The sequence below is a fragment of the Williamsia herbipolensis genome, from assembly GCF_036153515.1.
GTDB lineage: Bacteria > Actinomycetota > Actinomycetes > Mycobacteriales > Mycobacteriaceae > Williamsia_A > Williamsia_A herbipolensis.
In genome coordinates, this window is record NZ_CP108021.1 from 467,329 (window position 1) to 483,264 (window position 15,936).

The window sequence follows — 15,936 nt, forward strand, 5'->3', positions numbered from 1 at the left end:
ACCCGGTGGATCCGGCGCGTGCCGAACCCACCGGGCGTGGACGTACATCGAGAACCGGTCGGGTCAGTTCTTGATCATGTTGCGGAGCACGTACTGCAGGATGCCGCCGTTGCGGTAGTAGTCCGCCTCGCCGGGGGTGTCGATGCGCACGACCGCGTCGAACTCGACAGTCGAGCCGTCGGTCTTGGTCGCGACGACCTTGACCGTCGACGGGACGCCACCGTTGTTGAGCTCCTCGATACCGGTGATGTCGAAGGTCTCGGTGCCGTCGAGCTTCAGCGACCCGTGCGACTCGCCCTCGGGGAACTGCAGCGGGATGACGCCCATGCCGATGAGGTTCGAGCGGTGGATGCGCTCGAAGCTCTCGGTGATGACCGCCTTCACACCCAGCAGGCTGGTGCCCTTGGCCGCCCAGTCACGCGACGACCCGGTGCCGTACTCCTTGCCACCGAGCACCACGAGCGGGGTGCCCTGCGCGGCGTAGTTCTGCGCGGCGTCGTAGATGAACGACTGCGGGGCGTCGTCCTGGGTGAAGTCACGGGTGTATCCACCCGAGACACCGTCGAGCAGCTGGTTCTGCAACCGGATGTTGCCGAACGTCGAGCGGATCATCACCTCGTGGTTGCCGCGACGAGCACCCAGCGAGTTGTAGTCCTTGCGCTCGACCCCGTTGGCGTCGAGGTACTGCGCGGCAGGGGTGCCCGGCTTGATCGTCGAGGCGGGGGAGATGTGGTCGGTGGTGACCGAGTCGCCCAGCTTCGCGAGCACGCGTGCGCCCGTGATGTCCTTCACCGGAGCCGGCTCGCGCTCCATGCCGTCGAAGTACGGAGGCTTGCGCACGTAGGTGGACTTCTCGTCCCACTCGAACGTCTTGCCGTCCGGGGTGGGCAGCCCGCGCCACCGCTCGTCGCCCTTGAACACGTCGGCGTAGTCGGCCGCGTACTGCTCCGGCGAGATCGACTCGGCGATCGTCTTCTCGATCTCCTCGCCCGAGGGCCAGATGTCCTTGAGGAAGACGTCGTTGCCGTCGGTGTCCTGACCCAGCGGATCGGACTCGAAGTCGAAGTCCATCGTGCCGGCGATCGCGTAGGCGATGACCAACGGCGGGGACGCCAGGTAGTTCATCTTGACGTCCTGGTTGATGCGGCCCTCGAAGTTGCGGTTGCCCGACAGCACCGCGGTCGCGGTGAGGTCGTTCTCGTTGATCGCCTTCGAGATCTCCTCGGGCAGCGGGCCCGAGTTGCCGATGCACGTGGTGCAGCCGTAGCCGACGAGGAAGAAGCCGAGCTTCTCCAGGTACGGCCACAGGCCGGCCTTCTCGTAGTACCCGGTGACGACCTGCGAACCGGGCGCCATCGACGTCTTCACCCACGGCTTGCTGGTGAGACCCTTCTCGACCGCGTTGCGTGCGAGAAGCGCGGCACCGAGCATCACCGACGGGTTGGAGGTGTTGGTGCAGCTGGTGATCGACGCGATCGACACGATGCCGTGATCGAGGACCATCTTGCCGCGCTCGGTGGACTCGACCAGGACCGGCGAGGACGGACGACCCTCGGCACCCTTGGCCGCGCTGGGGATGGAATCGTCCTCGGCCCACTGCAGCTTCACGGTGCCGCCCTCGGCGCCACCGCCCGACGCGGGGCCGCCCTCCGACGACATCCGCGCCTTCTCGCCGTTCTTCTGCGGCTCCTTCTCACCGTCCACGTAGTTGTGGATGTCCTTGCGGAACGCGTTCTTCGCGTCCCACAGTTCGATGCGGTCCTGCGGACGCTTCGGGCCGGCGATCGACGGGACGACGTTCGCGAGGTCGAGCTCGAGGTACTCGGAGTACACCGGCTCCTTCTCGCCGTCGTGCCACATGCCCTGTTCCTTGGCGTAGGCCTCGACGAGTGCGAGCTGCTCCTCGCTGCGACCGGTGAGACGCAGGTACTTCACCGTCTCCTCGTCGATCGGGAACATCGCGCAGGTGGAGCCGAACTCGGGGCTCATGTTGCCGATCGTGGCGCGGTTGGCCAGCGGCACCGCGGCGACGCCCTTGCCGTAGAACTCGACGAACTTGCCGACGACGCCGTGCTTGCGCAGCATCTCGGTGATGGTCAGCACCACGTCGGTCGCGGTGACGCCCGGCTTCGTCTCGCCCGACAGCTTGAAGCCGACGACGCGGGGGATGAGCATCGAGATGGGCTGGCCGAGCATGGCCGCCTCGGCCTCGATGCCGCCGACGCCCCAGCCCAGGACGCCCAGACCGTTCTCCATGGTGGTGTGCGAGTCGGTGCCGACGCAGGTGTCGGGGTAGGCCTGCCCGTTGCGGACCATGATCGAGCGGGCGAGGTGCTCGATGTTGACCTGGTGGACGATGCCGGTGCCCGGGGGGACCACCTTGAAGTCGTCGAACGCGCCCTGGCCCCAGCGGAGGAACTGGTAGCGCTCCTCGTTGCGCTGGTACTCGATGTCGACGTTGCGCTCGAACGCCTGAGCGTTGCCGAAGGCCTCGATGATGACCGAGTGGTCGATGACCATCTCGGCGGGCGCGAGGGGGTTGACCTTGTCCGGGTCGCCGCCGAGCTCCTGCACGGCCTCACGCATGGTGGCCAGGTCGACGATGCAGGGCACGCCGGTGAAGTCCTGCATGATCACGCGCGCAGGGGTGAACTGGATCTCGACGCTCGGGTCGGCGGAGGGGTCCCATCCGGCGATCGCCTGGATGTGGTCCTTGGTGATGTTGGCGCCGTCCTCGGTACGCAGCAGGTTCTCGGCGAGGACCTTGAGGGCGTAGGGGAGTTTGTCGACGCCGTCGACCGCGCTCAGTCGGAAGATCTCGTAGGAGTTCTCACCGACCTCCAGCGTTCCCTTGGCACCGAATGAATCAATTGACGAGCTCACAGAACACTCCACTCTCGCTTCGGTCGGCTGGGCGTGGCCGACGACTTGCCGCCGGCGGGCTGGCCGACGCTGTATGCGGGGCATCGGTCACACGAACCCCGATGCGTGCCGCCAGTCTAGCAGTACGCGCGTACTGGTTGAATCGATCCCGGTGAAAACTCGGCGCGTTCGGGTGAACAGCGGGTGTGGGTGTCACCGAGCGGGTGACCCAGCGCGTCTTGATTGTGTCGTACTGTGCCTGTTGATGTGAGCCTGTTGCACCGGGCTCGACCGGTCAGCTCTGAAGGGAACGACACGCCATGGCCCCGACCTCGCTCCCGTGGCACCAGACGAGTCCGGCCCACGAAGGCCCACTGCAGACGGTGACCGGGCTCCACGCGATCGTTCCCGACGACGTCGACCTGGGCGCCATCGAGCGCGGCCTGGCCGACGACCACGTCGACGCACCGGCCGAGGACACCGCCGGTCTGCGCCAGGTCGTGACGAAGGCGCAGTCGGAGGGCCACGACATGTACTTCGTGGTGCTCACCGAGGCGCAACCGCGCTTCACCTACTACCGCGACATCGCCACGGCCCTGCAGGAGAAGACCGGCGGCACCGTCATCGTCTTCGGCCCCAACACCATCGGTTCGGCGTCCGACGACTTCAGCCGCGTCCAACTCGAGCAGGCCCAGGACAACCTGAACGTCTCGAACCCGACCGTCGGGGCCAACCAGATCCTCGACCGGATGACCGACCAGACCCAGGTCCCGTGGACGGTCGTCACCGTGCTGCTCGTGGTGGTCGTCGCGATCGGCGCCGTCGCCGCCCGGATCCTCGGCCGTCGCCGGTCGACGCGGTCGGAGACAACCCCCGCGCCCGCCGCGTCGACGCCGGGGGACTCCGCCGAACCGAAGGCCTCGACCCCCGACGCCTGACCCGGGCGCCGAGCGCGTCTGATTCGTCCGTTCGCACGCATCGCGCCACGCATCACGACGCTCCCCGTCGGGTCATGACGAAATGACACCTCTGTGATTCCCGAAATGCTCTCGTGATGAGCACCAGTTCACGGCATATCCGCAGGTAATCACCCCATTGTAATTTGTGACTCATGTTTCACTCGGGACGATTGTGGCGTACGGTTCGAGCTGTCATTGATGGTGTTGATGGGGAAGTTGACATCTTTCGTGACGCAAGTTCGCGGTCGTGATCGGAGTTTCCGACTGGAGTCCGGCGCCTTCTCGGGGCGTCGGCCGGCGACCGCACGTCAGTTCTGCGAGGGAGTCATCTGTGAGGCGACGTTCCGCATCGGGCTGCCGATCACGTACGCAGTGGTCGAGCCCGCGCCGCCCGTCACACGCTGCTCGGGATCGTCGGGGTCCCGCCGCTCACGTGTTCGGTCTGTCCGCATCGGGGGTACGACTGCTGTCGGCCCTCGTCCTGTCGACCCTCGTGGCCATCGGCCTCCTGGGGTCCGGGGCGGCCACCGCCGCGCCCGGGGTCGACGCCCCACGCGGCCCCACCGGCATCGCGGCGCTCATCAACCAGATCGCCGACACCGATCAACACCTCGCCGACCTCGACGCCTCGGTGGCACTCAAACGTGAGTCGGTGAACCGCACCCTCGTCGACCTGCAGAACGCCCGCGATCAGGAACGTCTCGCGTCGCTCGCGGTCACGGGATCGAAGGACGCCCTGAGCCGCGCCGACGGCGCGATCGCGCAGGCGCAGAAGGGTTTCGACGACTTCGTCCGCGACCTGTACCGCCAGGGCAGCAACCAGGCGTCGATCGCCAACGTGCTGTCGGCCGCCGACCCCGGCTCCGTGCTCGACCGTGCCGGTGTGATCGATCAGCTCACCCGCGACCAGCAGGCGACGATCGAGAAGCTGAAGGTCGCCCGCAACGAGAAGGCCAACCGGGTCGCCACGGCCACCGCGACACGTCGCCAGGCGGCGTTGGCGACATCGACCGCCGCACAACGCAAGGACGACGCGCTCGGCGCGATCGCCCAGGCGATGGCCGCGGTGAAGTCCGAGTCGGTGAAGAAGGCGTCGCTGGCCGCCGCCCGCGACGAGGCGCAGCGTCAACTCGACGCACTGCGCGGACGCGCCGCCGTGCCGGCCCAGAACGGCGCAGCACCGGCGCAGGCCGGAGCCGCCGCCCCGACACCCGAGGGTGTCGCCGCGGTCGTCCCCGGACGTCAGGACGCCGCCGCTCCGCTGCCCGGGCGTGTCCCGGCCGCGGCCGACCCGTTGCAGGCCGCCATCGCCACCGCCGCGCAGTCGGCGTTCCAGGTGGCCGCCCAGGCCGCGGCGAAGCTTGCCGTCGACGCCGCGCAGCAGGTCCTCGCCTCGGTGGTCGCGTCGATCCAGCGACCGCACACCGACCTCGACGGAACCGATCAGGGCACCACGACCTCGCCCGGCACCGGCGGGGCCACCTCGATCACCCCCGGGGTCACCGGTTCGGCCGCGGTCGAGATCGTCGTCAACCGTGCGCTCTCGCAACTCGGCGTCACCTACGCCTGGGGCGGTGGCAACGCGAACGGACCCACCAAGGGCATCCGTGACGGCGGTGTGGCCGACAGCTACGGCGACTACAACAAGAGCGGTTTCGACTGCTCGGGCCTGATGATCTACGCCTTCGCGGGCATCGGGATCTCGCTGCCGCACTACACCGGTTACCAGTACACCTCGGGTCCGCATTTCCCGCTGTCGCAGATGCAGCGTGGGGACATGATCTTCTACGGCCCCAACGCCAGCCAGCACGTCGCGCTCTACCTCGGCAACAACCAGATGGTGGAGGCGCCGCAGTCGGGCAGCGTCGTCAAGATCTCGCCGTTGCGCACCAGCGGGGCGATGCCGTCGGTGGTCCGACTGACCGGATAGCACCTCCCTCGCACGTGTGGTGGCCGGGTCCCGCTCGCGGGTACGGCTACTCTCGGTGAGGTCAAACTCGACGCACCGGCGGCAATCGGAGGATCTCGCGTGGCGCAAACGCACGACGGCAGTGATCGGCAGAACGGTGACGGGAGCGGCTCGGCCCTCACCGAGTCCGACGTGAAGCTGCTCGAGCGCACGATGTTCGAGGTCAAGCGTGTCATCGTCGGTCAGGACCAGCTCATCGAGCGGATCCTCGTCGGCCTGCTCGCCCGCGGACACATCCTGCTCGAGGGTGTCCCCGGCGTCGCCAAGACCCTCGCCGTCGAGACCTTCGCCCGCGTCATCGGCGGCAGTTTCTCGCGCGTCCAGTTCACGCCCGACCTCGTCCCGACCGACCTCATCGGCACCCGCATCTACCGCCAGGGCAAGGAGGAGTTCGACACCGAGCTCGGCCCGGTGGTCGCGAACTTCCTGCTCGCCGACGAGATCAACCGCGCCCCGGCGAAGGTGCAGTCGGCGCTGCTCGAGGTCATGGCCGAACGGCACCTGTCCATCGGCGGCGTCACCTACCCCATGCCCGATCCGTTCCTGGTGATGGCGACCCAGAACCCGATCGAGAACGAGGGCGTCTACCCGCTCCCCGAGGCGCAGCGCGACCGGTTCCTGTTCAAGGTCCTCGTCGACTACCCCTCGGTCGAGGAGGAGCGCGAGATCGTCTACCGGATGGGCAACGTGCCGCCGAGTGCGAACGCCGTCCTCGACCCCGAGTCGACCGTGCGACTGCAGCGCGTCGCGGCCAACGTGTTCGTCCACCACGCGCTCGTCGACTACGTCGTCCGCGTGATCACCGCGACCCGCCGTCCGGAGACCGTCGGACTGACCGACGTCGCGAACTGGCTGTCCTACGGCGCCTCGCCGCGCGCCACGCTGGGCATCGTCGCCGCCGCGCGCGCCCTGGCCCTGGTGCGAGGACGCGACTACGTGATCCCGCAGGATGTCGTCGAGATCATCCCCGACGTCCTGCGCCACCGACTGGTGTTGAGCTACGACGCCCTGGCCGACGAGGTCGACGCCGACCAGGTGATCGCCCGCGTGCTGCAGACCGTCGGGCTTCCGCAGGTGTCGGCCCAGCCCACCGGTCCCGGACCCGTTGGTGGACAGCCGAACCCGCGCCAGCAGGGTCAGCCGGCACCCCAGCAGCCGATGCCCGCCCAGGCGGTCGGCAACCCCGGTGGACAGCCCGCGCCGCACCAGGCCCCGCCCGGGCCGGGCCCGTACGGTCAGCAGGATCCGCGGGCCACCGGTGGGTACCCGGCGCCGACCCACGGTCGCACCGACGCCGCCGATGGCCGACGCTGACCGTCTGCCGTCGTTCGGCGCGGGCACTCTCGACGACCCGACCCTGACCGCGGCTCTGAAGACCCTCGAGATCACCGTCCGACGCAAACTCGACGGCGTGCTCCAGGGCGATCACCTCGGGCTCATCCCCGGTCCGGGGTCCGAGCCCGGCGAGGCGCGGATGTATCAGCCCGGCGACGACGTCCGGCGGATGGACTGGTCGGTCACCGCGCGGACCACGCACGCCCACGTCCGACAGATGGTCGCCGACCGCGAACTCGAGACCTGGCTCGTCGTCGACATGTCGGCGAGTCTCGATTTCGGCACGGTCAACGGCACCAAGCGTGATCTCGCCGTCGCGGCCTGCTCGGCGATCACCCACCTCACCCTCGGGGGCGGCAACAGGATCGGTGCGATCGTCGCCACCGGCGACCAGATCGTGCGGATACCCGCACGCGGCGGCCGTGCGCACGCGCTGAACCTCCTCAAGACCATCGCGACCACCCACCGCGCCTCCGACGGCGTGCGAGGGGATCTCGACGCCGCGATCGAGGCCCTGCGGCGCCCCGAGCGACGTCGCGGGCTGGCCGTCGTCGTCAGTGACTTCCTCGGCCCGATCGACTGGGCCCGACCGCTGCGCGCCGTCGGCGGCCACCACGAGGTGCTGGGCGTGGAGGTCCTCGACCCGCGTGACATGGAACTGCCCGACGTCGGTGAGATCGTGCTGCGGGACGCCGAGAGCGGCCAGGTGCGTGAGCTGACGGTCACCGACAGGATCCGCGACGACTTCGCCCGCGCGGCGCGCGCCCACTCCGACGAGGTCCATCGCACGTTGCGCACCTGCGGCGCACCGACTCTCGCACTGCGGACCGACCGCGACTGGATCGCCGACGTGGTCCGGTTCGTGGTGCGTCGCCGCCGGGGCCTGGGCGCCGGGACGGGGCGCTGACATGGTCGATCTCGCCACCCCGTGGTGGTTGCTGCTGGCGCTGGTCGTCGTGGCACTCGCCGCCGGCTACGTCTACATGCAGCGGCGACGGCACAGTCGCGCCATCCGTTTCGCCAACCTCGACCTCCTCGACTCGGTGGTGCCGCCGCAGCGCAACCGCCTGCGGCACGCACCGATAGCGGTGCTGCTCGTCGGGTTGCTGCTGCTCACCATCGCGCTCGCCGGGCCGCAGGCCGACCGCAAGATCCCCCGCAACAAGGCGACGGTGATCCTCGTGATCGACGTGTCGCGGTCGATGAACGCCACCGATGTCGCGCCGACACGCATCGAGGCCGCCCAACAGGCGGCGAAGAAGTTCGCCGACGACCTCACCGACGGCATCAACCTCGGGCTGATCTCCTACGCGGGCACCGCCGCCACGCTGGTCTCGCCGACACCGGACCACAACGCCACCAAGGAAGCGGTCGACAAACTGCAGCTCGCCGACAAGACGGCGACCGGCGAGGGCATCTTCGCCGCGATCCAGCAGATCAAGACCCTCAACGCCGTCCTCGGCGGCGACACCGGCGCACCACCGGCCCGGATCGTCCTCGAGTCCGACGGCAAGGAGACCGTGCCCGACGACCCCGACGACCCGCGTGGCGCCTTCACCGCGGCCCGCAAGGCGAAGGAGGAGAAGATCCCGGTCAACACCATCTCCTTCGGAACCCGGACCGGCACCGTCGATCTCGAGGGCGACCGCATCCCGGTGCCCGTCGACGACGACTCGCTCAACCGCATCGCGAACCTCTCCGGCGGCGAGTTCTTCACCGCGTCGAGTCTCGACGAGCTGACCAGTGTCTATGACACCCTGCAGCAGCAGATCGGCTTCGAGACCCGTCGCGGTGACAACTCGCGCCCGTGGGTCATCGCGGGCACGATCCTGGTGCTGATCGCCGCGATCGGTGCGATCGCGATGAACCGGCGCCTGCCATGAGCACGGAGTCCGCGCGCCGGTTGTCCGCCGCCCGCGCCCGCCCGATAGGTTGACCGTCATGGCAGACACCTCCACCACGACAGAGACTGCGACGACCTCGACCGAGACGACCGCCACGGGGAATCCCTCCGCCGGACCGGAGAAGGTCTCCCGTTCGGTCCTCGTCACCGGCGGGAACCGGGGGATCGGACTGGCGATCGCCCAGCGCCTGGCCGCAGACGGCCACAAGGTCGCCGTCACCCACCGCGGCTCGGGAGCGCCCGAGGGCCTCTTCGGCGTCGTGTGCGACGTCACCGACGCCGACTCGATCACCGCGGCGTTCGCCGAGGTCGAGAAGCACCAGGGACCGGTGGAGGTGCTGGTGTCGAACGCCGGCGTCACCGACGACACCCTGCTGATGCGGATGAGCGAGGAGCAGTTCTCGAAGGTCATCGACGCCAACCTCACCGGCTCGTTCCGGGTGGCGAAGGCGGCGTGTCGGTCGATGCTGCGCAAGCGATTCGGACGGTTCATCTTCATCGGCTCGGTGGTCGCCACCATGGGTACGCCGGGTCAGATCAACTACGCGTCGTCGAAGGCCGGCCTCATCGGCATGGCGCGGTCGCTCACCCGCGAGCTCGGTTCGCGGTCGATCACCGCCAACGTCGTCGCGCCGGGCTTCATCGACACCGACATGACCGCCGAGCTGCCGCAGGAGTACCAGGATCAGGCGCTCAAGCTGATCCCGGCACAGCGGATGGGCCGTACCGACGAGGTCGCGGCGGTGGTCAGCTGGCTCGCCTCCGACGACTCCTCGTACGTCTCCGGCGCCGTCATCCCGGTCGACGGCGGCCTCGGCATGGGGCACTGAACGCCGACATCAGCACCACCGAACCACTTTCCATCGCATCCGACGACCTAGGAGTTCACACGTGAGCGGACTGCTCGAGGGCAAGACCATCCTGATCACCGGCATCATCACCGACTCGTCGATCGCGTTCCACGCCGCGGCCATGGCGCAGGGGCAGGGCGCGAAGGTGATCATCACCGGCATCCCGCAGCGCCTGCGTCTCATCGACCGCATCGCCAAGCGACTCCCGCAGGAGGTGCCCCCGGCGATCGGTCTCGACATCACCGACGAGGAGAACCTGGGCGAACTCGCCGACAAGGTGCGCGAACTCGCACCGGAGGGCGTCGACGGCGTCCTGCACTCGATCGCCATGGCGCCCAAGAACCTCATGGGTCCCGACGCGGTGCCGTTCCTCGACGCCCCCGGCCCCGATGCCGCGAAATCCTTCGAGATCTCGGCGTGGAGCTACGCATCGCTGGCGCGCGCGGTCCTGCCGGTGATGAACGAGGGCGGGTCGATCGTCGGGATGGACTTCGATCCCCGCACGGCCATGCCGTACTACAACTGGATGGGTGTCGCGAAGGCCGCGCTCGAGGCGGTCAACCGGTACGTGGCGCGAGAGGTGGGCGAGGCCAAGCGGATCCGGTCGAACCTCGTCGCCGCCGGACCCATCAAGACCCTGGCCGCCAAGGCGATCGCGGGTACCGCGACCGACGACGCCAAGCAGCTCAACATGCTCAACGAGTACTGGGACGGCGCGTCGCCGATCGGCTGGAACGTCGACGACCCGACGGTGGTCGCGAAATCGATCTGCGCCCTGCTCTCGGACTGGTTGCCGGGTACCACCGGGTCGATCGTCTACGTCGACGGCGGTGCGAGCCACAACACCTGGTTCCCCGAGGGTTTCACCGGTTCATGACCGCCGCAGCCGGCACGCCGTTCGACGCCGTCCTCCTGCTGTCGTTCGGCGGGCCCGACGGTCCCGATGACGTCCGACCGTTCCTGGAGAACGTCACCCGGGGCCGCGGGGTGCCGCCCGAGCGGCTCGACGCGGTGGCCGAGCACTACTTCCACTTCGGTGGCGTGTCACCGATCAACGCGCTCAACCTCGACATCATCGATCGTCTGCAGGCCGCGCTGGCGGCGGCGCAGATCGATCTGCCGGTGTTCTTCGGCAACCGCAACTGGCACCCGATGGTGGAGGACACCGTCGCCGACCTCTACGCCGCGGGCCACCGTCATGTGCTGGTGTTCCCGACGTCGGCGTGGGGCGGGTACTCGGGCTGCGCGCAGTACCACGAGGACATCGCGCGGGCGCTCGAGTCGCTGGCCGCCGCCACACCGGGACTGGCCGACGACCCGATCACGCTGCGCAAGCTCCCGCACTACTGGGACCGACCGGAGATGACCAGCGCGTGCGCCGACGCCATCGCCGACGCCCGCACCCGACTGCCCGCCGAGCTCCGCGACGACGCTCGCCTGGTGTTCACCGCCCACTCGATCCCGGTGTCGGCCGACGTCGCCGCCGGTCCGCCGGAACTCGGCGGACACCTCTACAGCCGGCAGGTCACCGCCGCGTCGAAGAAGGCCGCCGCCGCAGCCGGTTTCGCCGCACACGACGTCGTGTGGCAGTCCCGGTCGGGCCCGCCGCAGATCCCGTGGCTCGAACCCGACATCTGCGATCACCTCGAGGCGATCGCGGCCGACGGTGCCGCGGCCGCGATCGTGTGCCCGATCGGCTTCGTCTCCGACCACCTCGAGGTGGTGTGGGACCTCGACACCGAGGCGGTCGAGACGGCCGGCGAGGTCGGGATCGCCCTGGCGCGTGCGGGCACCGTCGGGACCGACGACCGCTACATCGACATGATCGTCACGCTGATCACCGACCAGCTCGAGGGGCAGACCACCGACGCAGCCGGACTCGGGTGCACCGACAACGGGGCCCGCTGTGCCGTCGGATGCTGCGTGTCGCAGCGACCGTCACGACCCAGCTGAGGCACTCGGGGTGGTGGGGCGACACGTCAGTGCGGTGAGCGCTCCAGCTCCGCGATGATCGTGTTGACCGCGGTCATCCGGGCCACCCGGGTCAGCGACCGCAGGCGTTCGAGGGCGGCGTCCACGCTCTCCTGACTGCCCGCGGTCATGCCCACCGCGGGCGTGCGCTCGCCGACGAGGGTGACGATGGCCGCGACCTGGGTCGCCTGGTCCATCACGCGCATGATGCGGTCACCCGCCTCCGGGGGCAGTTCCACCCGGTCGACGTCGACGAGCGTCGTCAGACGGGTCCGCAGATCGCTCGCCGACCGTGACCCCGGGTCGATGGTGTCGAGGGTCGCGAACAGTTCCGCCGCGTCGCGAACCGCCTGTCGGAGCTCGTATTCCACGTCTCCGAGACTCTCCACGGGGCCGCTGCGCACCTCGCCGAGATGGTGCGCGGTCCACGACAGCGACCCGGGCGCCACCGCCCGCACGACGACGCCGACGGCCTCGTCGCCGACACCGGTCCACAGGACCAGGACCGCGCGCGCCTCGAGGGCCACCGCCAGGGCATCGGGGGCGGTGATCCCACACGTGTCGCCGGCCGCCGGCATGAGCAAGCGGATCCGATCGGCGGTACGGATCGCCCGCAGGAGGGCCCCGGTGCCCGACTCGGCCGCTCCCACGCCGATGGTGGCCGCCGCGTCGGCATCGGCAGCGGCGACACGGTGACCTGGGGCGACGTCGGCCAGGGTGTCGACGATGTCGTCGGGGGAGCGGCGGCCGCGGCGCCACAGGGCGCCGGACGTGGCGAGGCCGGTCAGCGCCCGCAGGCTGCCGACCCGGGGATCGTGGGTGGTGTCGGTCATCCCCGCCACGATAGCGCTCGGCGGCGACACCGGTCGCGCCGAAGCCGCGCCCGGATACGGCCCGCTCCCGGCGTGGCACGACCCATTCCGGGGCGGCGAAATCTAGCGTCGACCCCGTGCACAGCAACGCTTCCGGGGACCGCTACGGGTCCGACGTCCTCGCCGGGGGACGGAGTCGCCGGCCGGCCGCCCCCACCGTGGCCGCCGAGAGGGACCTCGTCGTGGAAGACGCGGCGACCGGCTTCTGCGGGGCCGTCATCGGGATCGAACGCGGCAACGACGTCGACCACGTGCGCCTCGAGGACCGCGGTGGGCGGACCCGCTTGTTCGGCATGTGGCCCGCGGCCTTCCTCATCGACGGCGCCCCGGTCACGCTCACCCGCCCGACGGTCGCGGCGCCGACCACCCGGGCGCGGACGGCGTCGGGGTCGCTCGCCGCCCCCACACAGCGGGCCCGCACCGCCCGGGCGAGTCGCCTGTTCGTCGAGGGTGTGCACGACGCGGCCCTGGTCGAACGGATCTGGGGCGACGACCTGCGCGCCGAGGGGATCGTCGTGGTCAGCCTCGACGGTCTCGACAACCTCGAGGAGGTCCTCGCCGAGTTCGGTCCGGCACCGCACCGCCGTGCCGGGGTGCTCGTCGACCACCTCGTCGCGCACTCCAAGGAGAGCCGACTCACCCGGAGCGTCGGACCGCATGTTTTGGTGTGCGGTCACCCGTTCATCGACGTGTGGGAGGCGGTCAAACCCGAACGCCTGCGCATCGAGTCATGGCCGTCGGTGCCCCGGTCGGAGGAGTGGAAAGCCGGTGTCTGCGCCCGACTGGGTTGGGGGACACCGCAGGACGGGTGGCGTCGGGTCTACGCCGCGGTCCGTGATTTCCGCGACGTCCGGGTGGAGTTGCTGCGCAGCGTCGAGGAGCTCATCGACTTCGTCACCGCGATCCCCGAGTAGATCGCACCTCCGGCGGGCAGGGGGCGGATCTGCGATCCGGCGGCTCGTACGAGCGTTCTGGCAGTATGGGGTCATGTCCGCGCTCCTGTGGTTGGCCGCGGCACTGATCCTGGTCGGTGCCGAAGCGCTGAGCGGTGAGCTGGTGCTGCTGATGCTCGCCGGCGGCGCCCTCGCGGCGTCGGGTGTGGCGCTGTTCGACCTGCCGCTGGTGGTCGACGGCATCGTGTTCGCGGGGGTGTCGGTCCTGCTGCTCGGCGCGGTGCGTCCCGTGGCGAAGAGGCACCTGATGCGGCGACCGATGTTGGCCACCAATGCCGAGGCGTTGCAGGGGAAGACGGCGACGGTGGTCGCCACCGTCGACGGGCACGGCGGTCAGGTGAAGCTCGACGGTTCGGTGTGGTCGGCGCGTGCGCTCCACGAATCAGACGTGTTCGAATCCGGCCAGGACGTCATGGTCATGCAGATCGACGGGGCGACCGCGGTCGTCTGGAAAGGCTAGGTGCGCAATGGTTGTCGGACTCGTGGTCGTGGTGGTGCTGGTTCTGCTGGCATTCGTCATCCTCTTCCGGTCGGTTGCCCTCATCCCGCAGGCCGAGGCGGCGGTGATCGAACGACTCGGCCGGTACACCAAGACGGTGTCGGGTCAGCTCACCCTGCTGGTGCCGTTCGTCGACCGGATCCGGGCCCGGGTGGATCTGCGTGAGCAGGTGGTCTCGTTCCCGCCGCAGCCGGTGATCACCGAGGACAACCTGACCCTGTCGATCGACACGGTCGTCTACTTCCAGGTGACCGTTCCCCAGTCGGCGGTCTACGAGATCAACAACTACATCATCGGCGTCGAGCAGCTCGCGACCACGACCCTGCGCAACGTCGTCGGTGGCATGACGCTCGAGGAGACGCTGACCTCACGCGACTCGATCAACGCGCAGCTGCGCGGCGTGCTCGACGAGGCCACCGGACGCTGGGGCCTGCGGGTCGCGCGCGTGGAGCTCAAGAGCATCATGCCGCCGCCGTCGATCCAGGAGTCGATGGAGAAGCAGATGAAGGCCGACCGTGAGAAGCGCGCGATGATCCTCACCGCGGAGGGCCAACGGGAGTCCTCGATCAAGACCGCGGAGGGCAACAAGCAGAGCCAGATCCTCTCGGCCGAGGGCGCCAAGCAGGCCGCCATCCTCGCCGCCGAGGCCGACCGTCAGTCGCGGATCCTCAGCGCGCAGGGCGAGCGCGCCGCCCAGTACCTGTACGCCCAGGGTGAGGCGAAGTCGATCGAGAAGGTGTTCGCCGCGATCAAGGCGGGCAAACCGACCCCGGAGCTGCTGGCCTACCAGTACCTGCAGAAATTGCCGGAGATGGCTGCGGGCGAGGGCAACTCGGTGTGGGTCGTGCCATCGGACTTCGGTTCCGCGCTGCAGGGTTTCGCCAAATCGTTCGGCGCGCAGGGCGACGACGGCGTGTTCCGCTACGAGTCGTCGGACACCGACGAGGCGCCGGTGGTCGACGACTCCGACGTCGAGGACTGGTTCGACCTCGCGTCGGACCCGAAGGTGGCGCAGGCCGTCGCCGAGGCCGAGGCGGTAGCCCGCAAGCCGGTCGCCGAACCACTCACGTCGCGCTCACAGTCGAACGCACCGGAGACCGTGCTCGGGGGCCGCGATCGTGGCTACCCCGATGCCGACCAGGACGAGATCGGTCCCGGCACCGGGTCATAGCGCGCACAGCGACCGTTCGGCCTGCACCGACGCCACGATCTGCAGCGGCGTCAGACCACGCTCGGCGACGGTGCGCAACGTCGCCGACGCCACGTCGGCCATGCATGCCGGGTCGCGCGGGTCGTGACCGACGACGCGGGCGACGATGTCGGTCGTCAGGTCACTGATCCGTCGGCGGGTGGACGACAGGTCCGTGGCGGCATGCGGCGCGGTCCACGGGGCCGCCCGCCACCCGGCGAAGAGTCCCCGTTGCACCGTCTTGCTCGCCTCGATCTGATCGCGGACCACCGCGCGTACCCGATCCGCCGTTGCGGGCGGCGCGCCCGCCACCGCTGCGTCGATGACGGCCCGTTCACGCGCCGGGTCGTCGATCGCGCCGTGGCTCACCCATTTCGACCGCGCCACCGCATCGGCGAGCAGCAGACGGTCGACGACGGGTGCCACCAAGGCGCCCGCCCCGGGTGCGGACGTCATGGGCAGGGATGTCGTCGATATCGATGTCGTCGGGGCCGCCGACGCGGTGGCCGCGGGAACCGACACCGCGAGGGTCGTCACGACGAGCGCCAGGACGAGCCGTGGCCGAGAGGTCAT

The 15,936-nt window shown here is 69.5% G+C and carries 14 protein-coding genes; 11 read left to right on the forward strand and 3 right to left on the reverse strand.

From position 1 onward, the window contains the following. Window positions 1-63 precede the first annotated feature (63 nt). Complete coding sequence (locus OG579_RS02115) at window positions 64-2,883, reverse strand: aconitate hydratase (protein ID WP_328857900.1); 2,820 nt, start codon at window positions 2,881-2,883, stop codon at window positions 64-66. Window positions 2,884-3,182: 299 nt separating this feature from the next. Here OG579_RS02115 and OG579_RS02120 point away from each other — a divergent pair, with 299 nt between their 5' ends. The 8 genes from OG579_RS02120 to OG579_RS02155 all read left to right on the forward strand — a co-directional run bounded on the left by OG579_RS02120 (window position 3,183) and on the right by OG579_RS02155 (window position 11,832). Next, window positions 3,183-3,800 (forward strand): Rv1476 family membrane protein, encoded by a 618-nt coding sequence (locus OG579_RS02120; protein WP_328857901.1) that lies wholly within the window; start codon window positions 3,183-3,185, stop codon window positions 3,798-3,800. A gap of 454 nt (window positions 3,801-4,254) precedes the next feature. Beyond that, on the forward strand, window positions 4,255-5,751 hold the full coding sequence (locus OG579_RS02125) for an NlpC/P60 family protein (protein WP_328857902.1): 1,497 nt from the start codon (window positions 4,255-4,257) through the stop codon (window positions 5,749-5,751). A gap of 99 nt (window positions 5,752-5,850) precedes the next feature. Beyond that, window positions 5,851-7,104: an AAA family ATPase gene (locus tag OG579_RS02130; RefSeq protein WP_045822717.1), complete on the forward strand. Its 1,254-nt coding sequence runs from the start codon at window positions 5,851-5,853 to the stop codon at window positions 7,102-7,104. Beyond that, entirely contained in the window at window positions 7,091-8,032 is a 942-nt protein-coding gene (locus OG579_RS02135; RefSeq protein ID WP_045822718.1) for a DUF58 domain-containing protein, read from the forward strand. Before OG579_RS02130 ends, OG579_RS02135 begins: the two co-directional genes overlap by 14 nt. A gap of 1 nt (window position 8,033) precedes the next feature. After that, the gene (locus tag OG579_RS02140; RefSeq protein ID WP_045822719.1) at window positions 8,034-9,008 is read left to right on the forward strand and encodes a VWA domain-containing protein; all 975 of its coding nucleotides are present in this window, start codon (window positions 8,034-8,036) and stop codon (window positions 9,006-9,008) included. Between the two features lie 58 nt (window positions 9,009-9,066). Further along, entirely contained in the window at window positions 9,067-9,858 is a 792-nt protein-coding gene (gene fabG1 / locus OG579_RS02145) for a 3-oxoacyl-ACP reductase FabG1 (protein WP_082080110.1), read from the forward strand. Between the two features lie 61 nt (window positions 9,859-9,919). Then, window positions 9,920-10,756 carry an NADH-dependent enoyl-ACP reductase InhA gene (inhA, locus tag OG579_RS02150; protein WP_045822720.1) on the forward strand — a complete coding sequence of 279 codons (837 nt, stop codon included), beginning with the start codon at window positions 9,920-9,922 and terminating at the stop codon, window positions 10,754-10,756. Then, on the forward strand, window positions 10,753-11,832 hold the full coding sequence (locus OG579_RS02155) for a ferrochelatase (RefSeq protein ID WP_328857903.1): 1,080 nt from the start codon (window positions 10,753-10,755) through the stop codon (window positions 11,830-11,832). The genes inhA and OG579_RS02155 overlap by 4 nt, the downstream gene beginning before the upstream one ends. A 26-nt stretch (window positions 11,833-11,858) precedes the next feature. Here OG579_RS02155 and OG579_RS02160 read toward each other — a convergent pair whose 3' ends face one another. Next, window positions 11,859-12,683: a hypothetical protein gene (locus tag OG579_RS02160; protein ID WP_328857904.1), complete on the reverse strand. Its 825-nt coding sequence runs from the start codon at window positions 12,681-12,683 to the stop codon at window positions 11,859-11,861. A 116-nt stretch (window positions 12,684-12,799) separates the two neighbouring features. Between OG579_RS02160 and OG579_RS02165 the strand changes: the two genes are divergently transcribed. The 3 genes from OG579_RS02165 to OG579_RS02175 all read left to right on the forward strand — a co-directional run bounded on the left by OG579_RS02165 (window position 12,800) and on the right by OG579_RS02175 (window position 15,345). Then, window positions 12,800-13,636 carry a DUF3097 domain-containing protein gene (locus tag OG579_RS02165; RefSeq protein WP_328857905.1) on the forward strand — a complete coding sequence of 279 codons (837 nt, stop codon included), beginning with the start codon at window positions 12,800-12,802 and terminating at the stop codon, window positions 13,634-13,636. A gap of 73 nt (window positions 13,637-13,709) precedes the next feature. Further along, window positions 13,710-14,135: an NfeD family protein gene (locus tag OG579_RS02170; RefSeq protein ID WP_045822723.1), complete on the forward strand. Its 426-nt coding sequence runs from the start codon at window positions 13,710-13,712 to the stop codon at window positions 14,133-14,135. 7 nt (window positions 14,136-14,142) lie between these two features. Beyond that, entirely contained in the window at window positions 14,143-15,345 is a 1,203-nt protein-coding gene (locus OG579_RS02175; protein ID WP_045822724.1) for an SPFH domain-containing protein, read from the forward strand. Here the strand turns inward: OG579_RS02175 and aroQ are convergent. Beyond that, window positions 15,340-15,936 (reverse strand): gamma subclass chorismate mutase AroQ, encoded by a 597-nt coding sequence (gene aroQ, locus OG579_RS02180; protein WP_328857906.1) that lies wholly within the window; start codon window positions 15,934-15,936, stop codon window positions 15,340-15,342. The two genes, OG579_RS02175 and aroQ, sit on opposite strands and share 6 nt — an antisense overlap.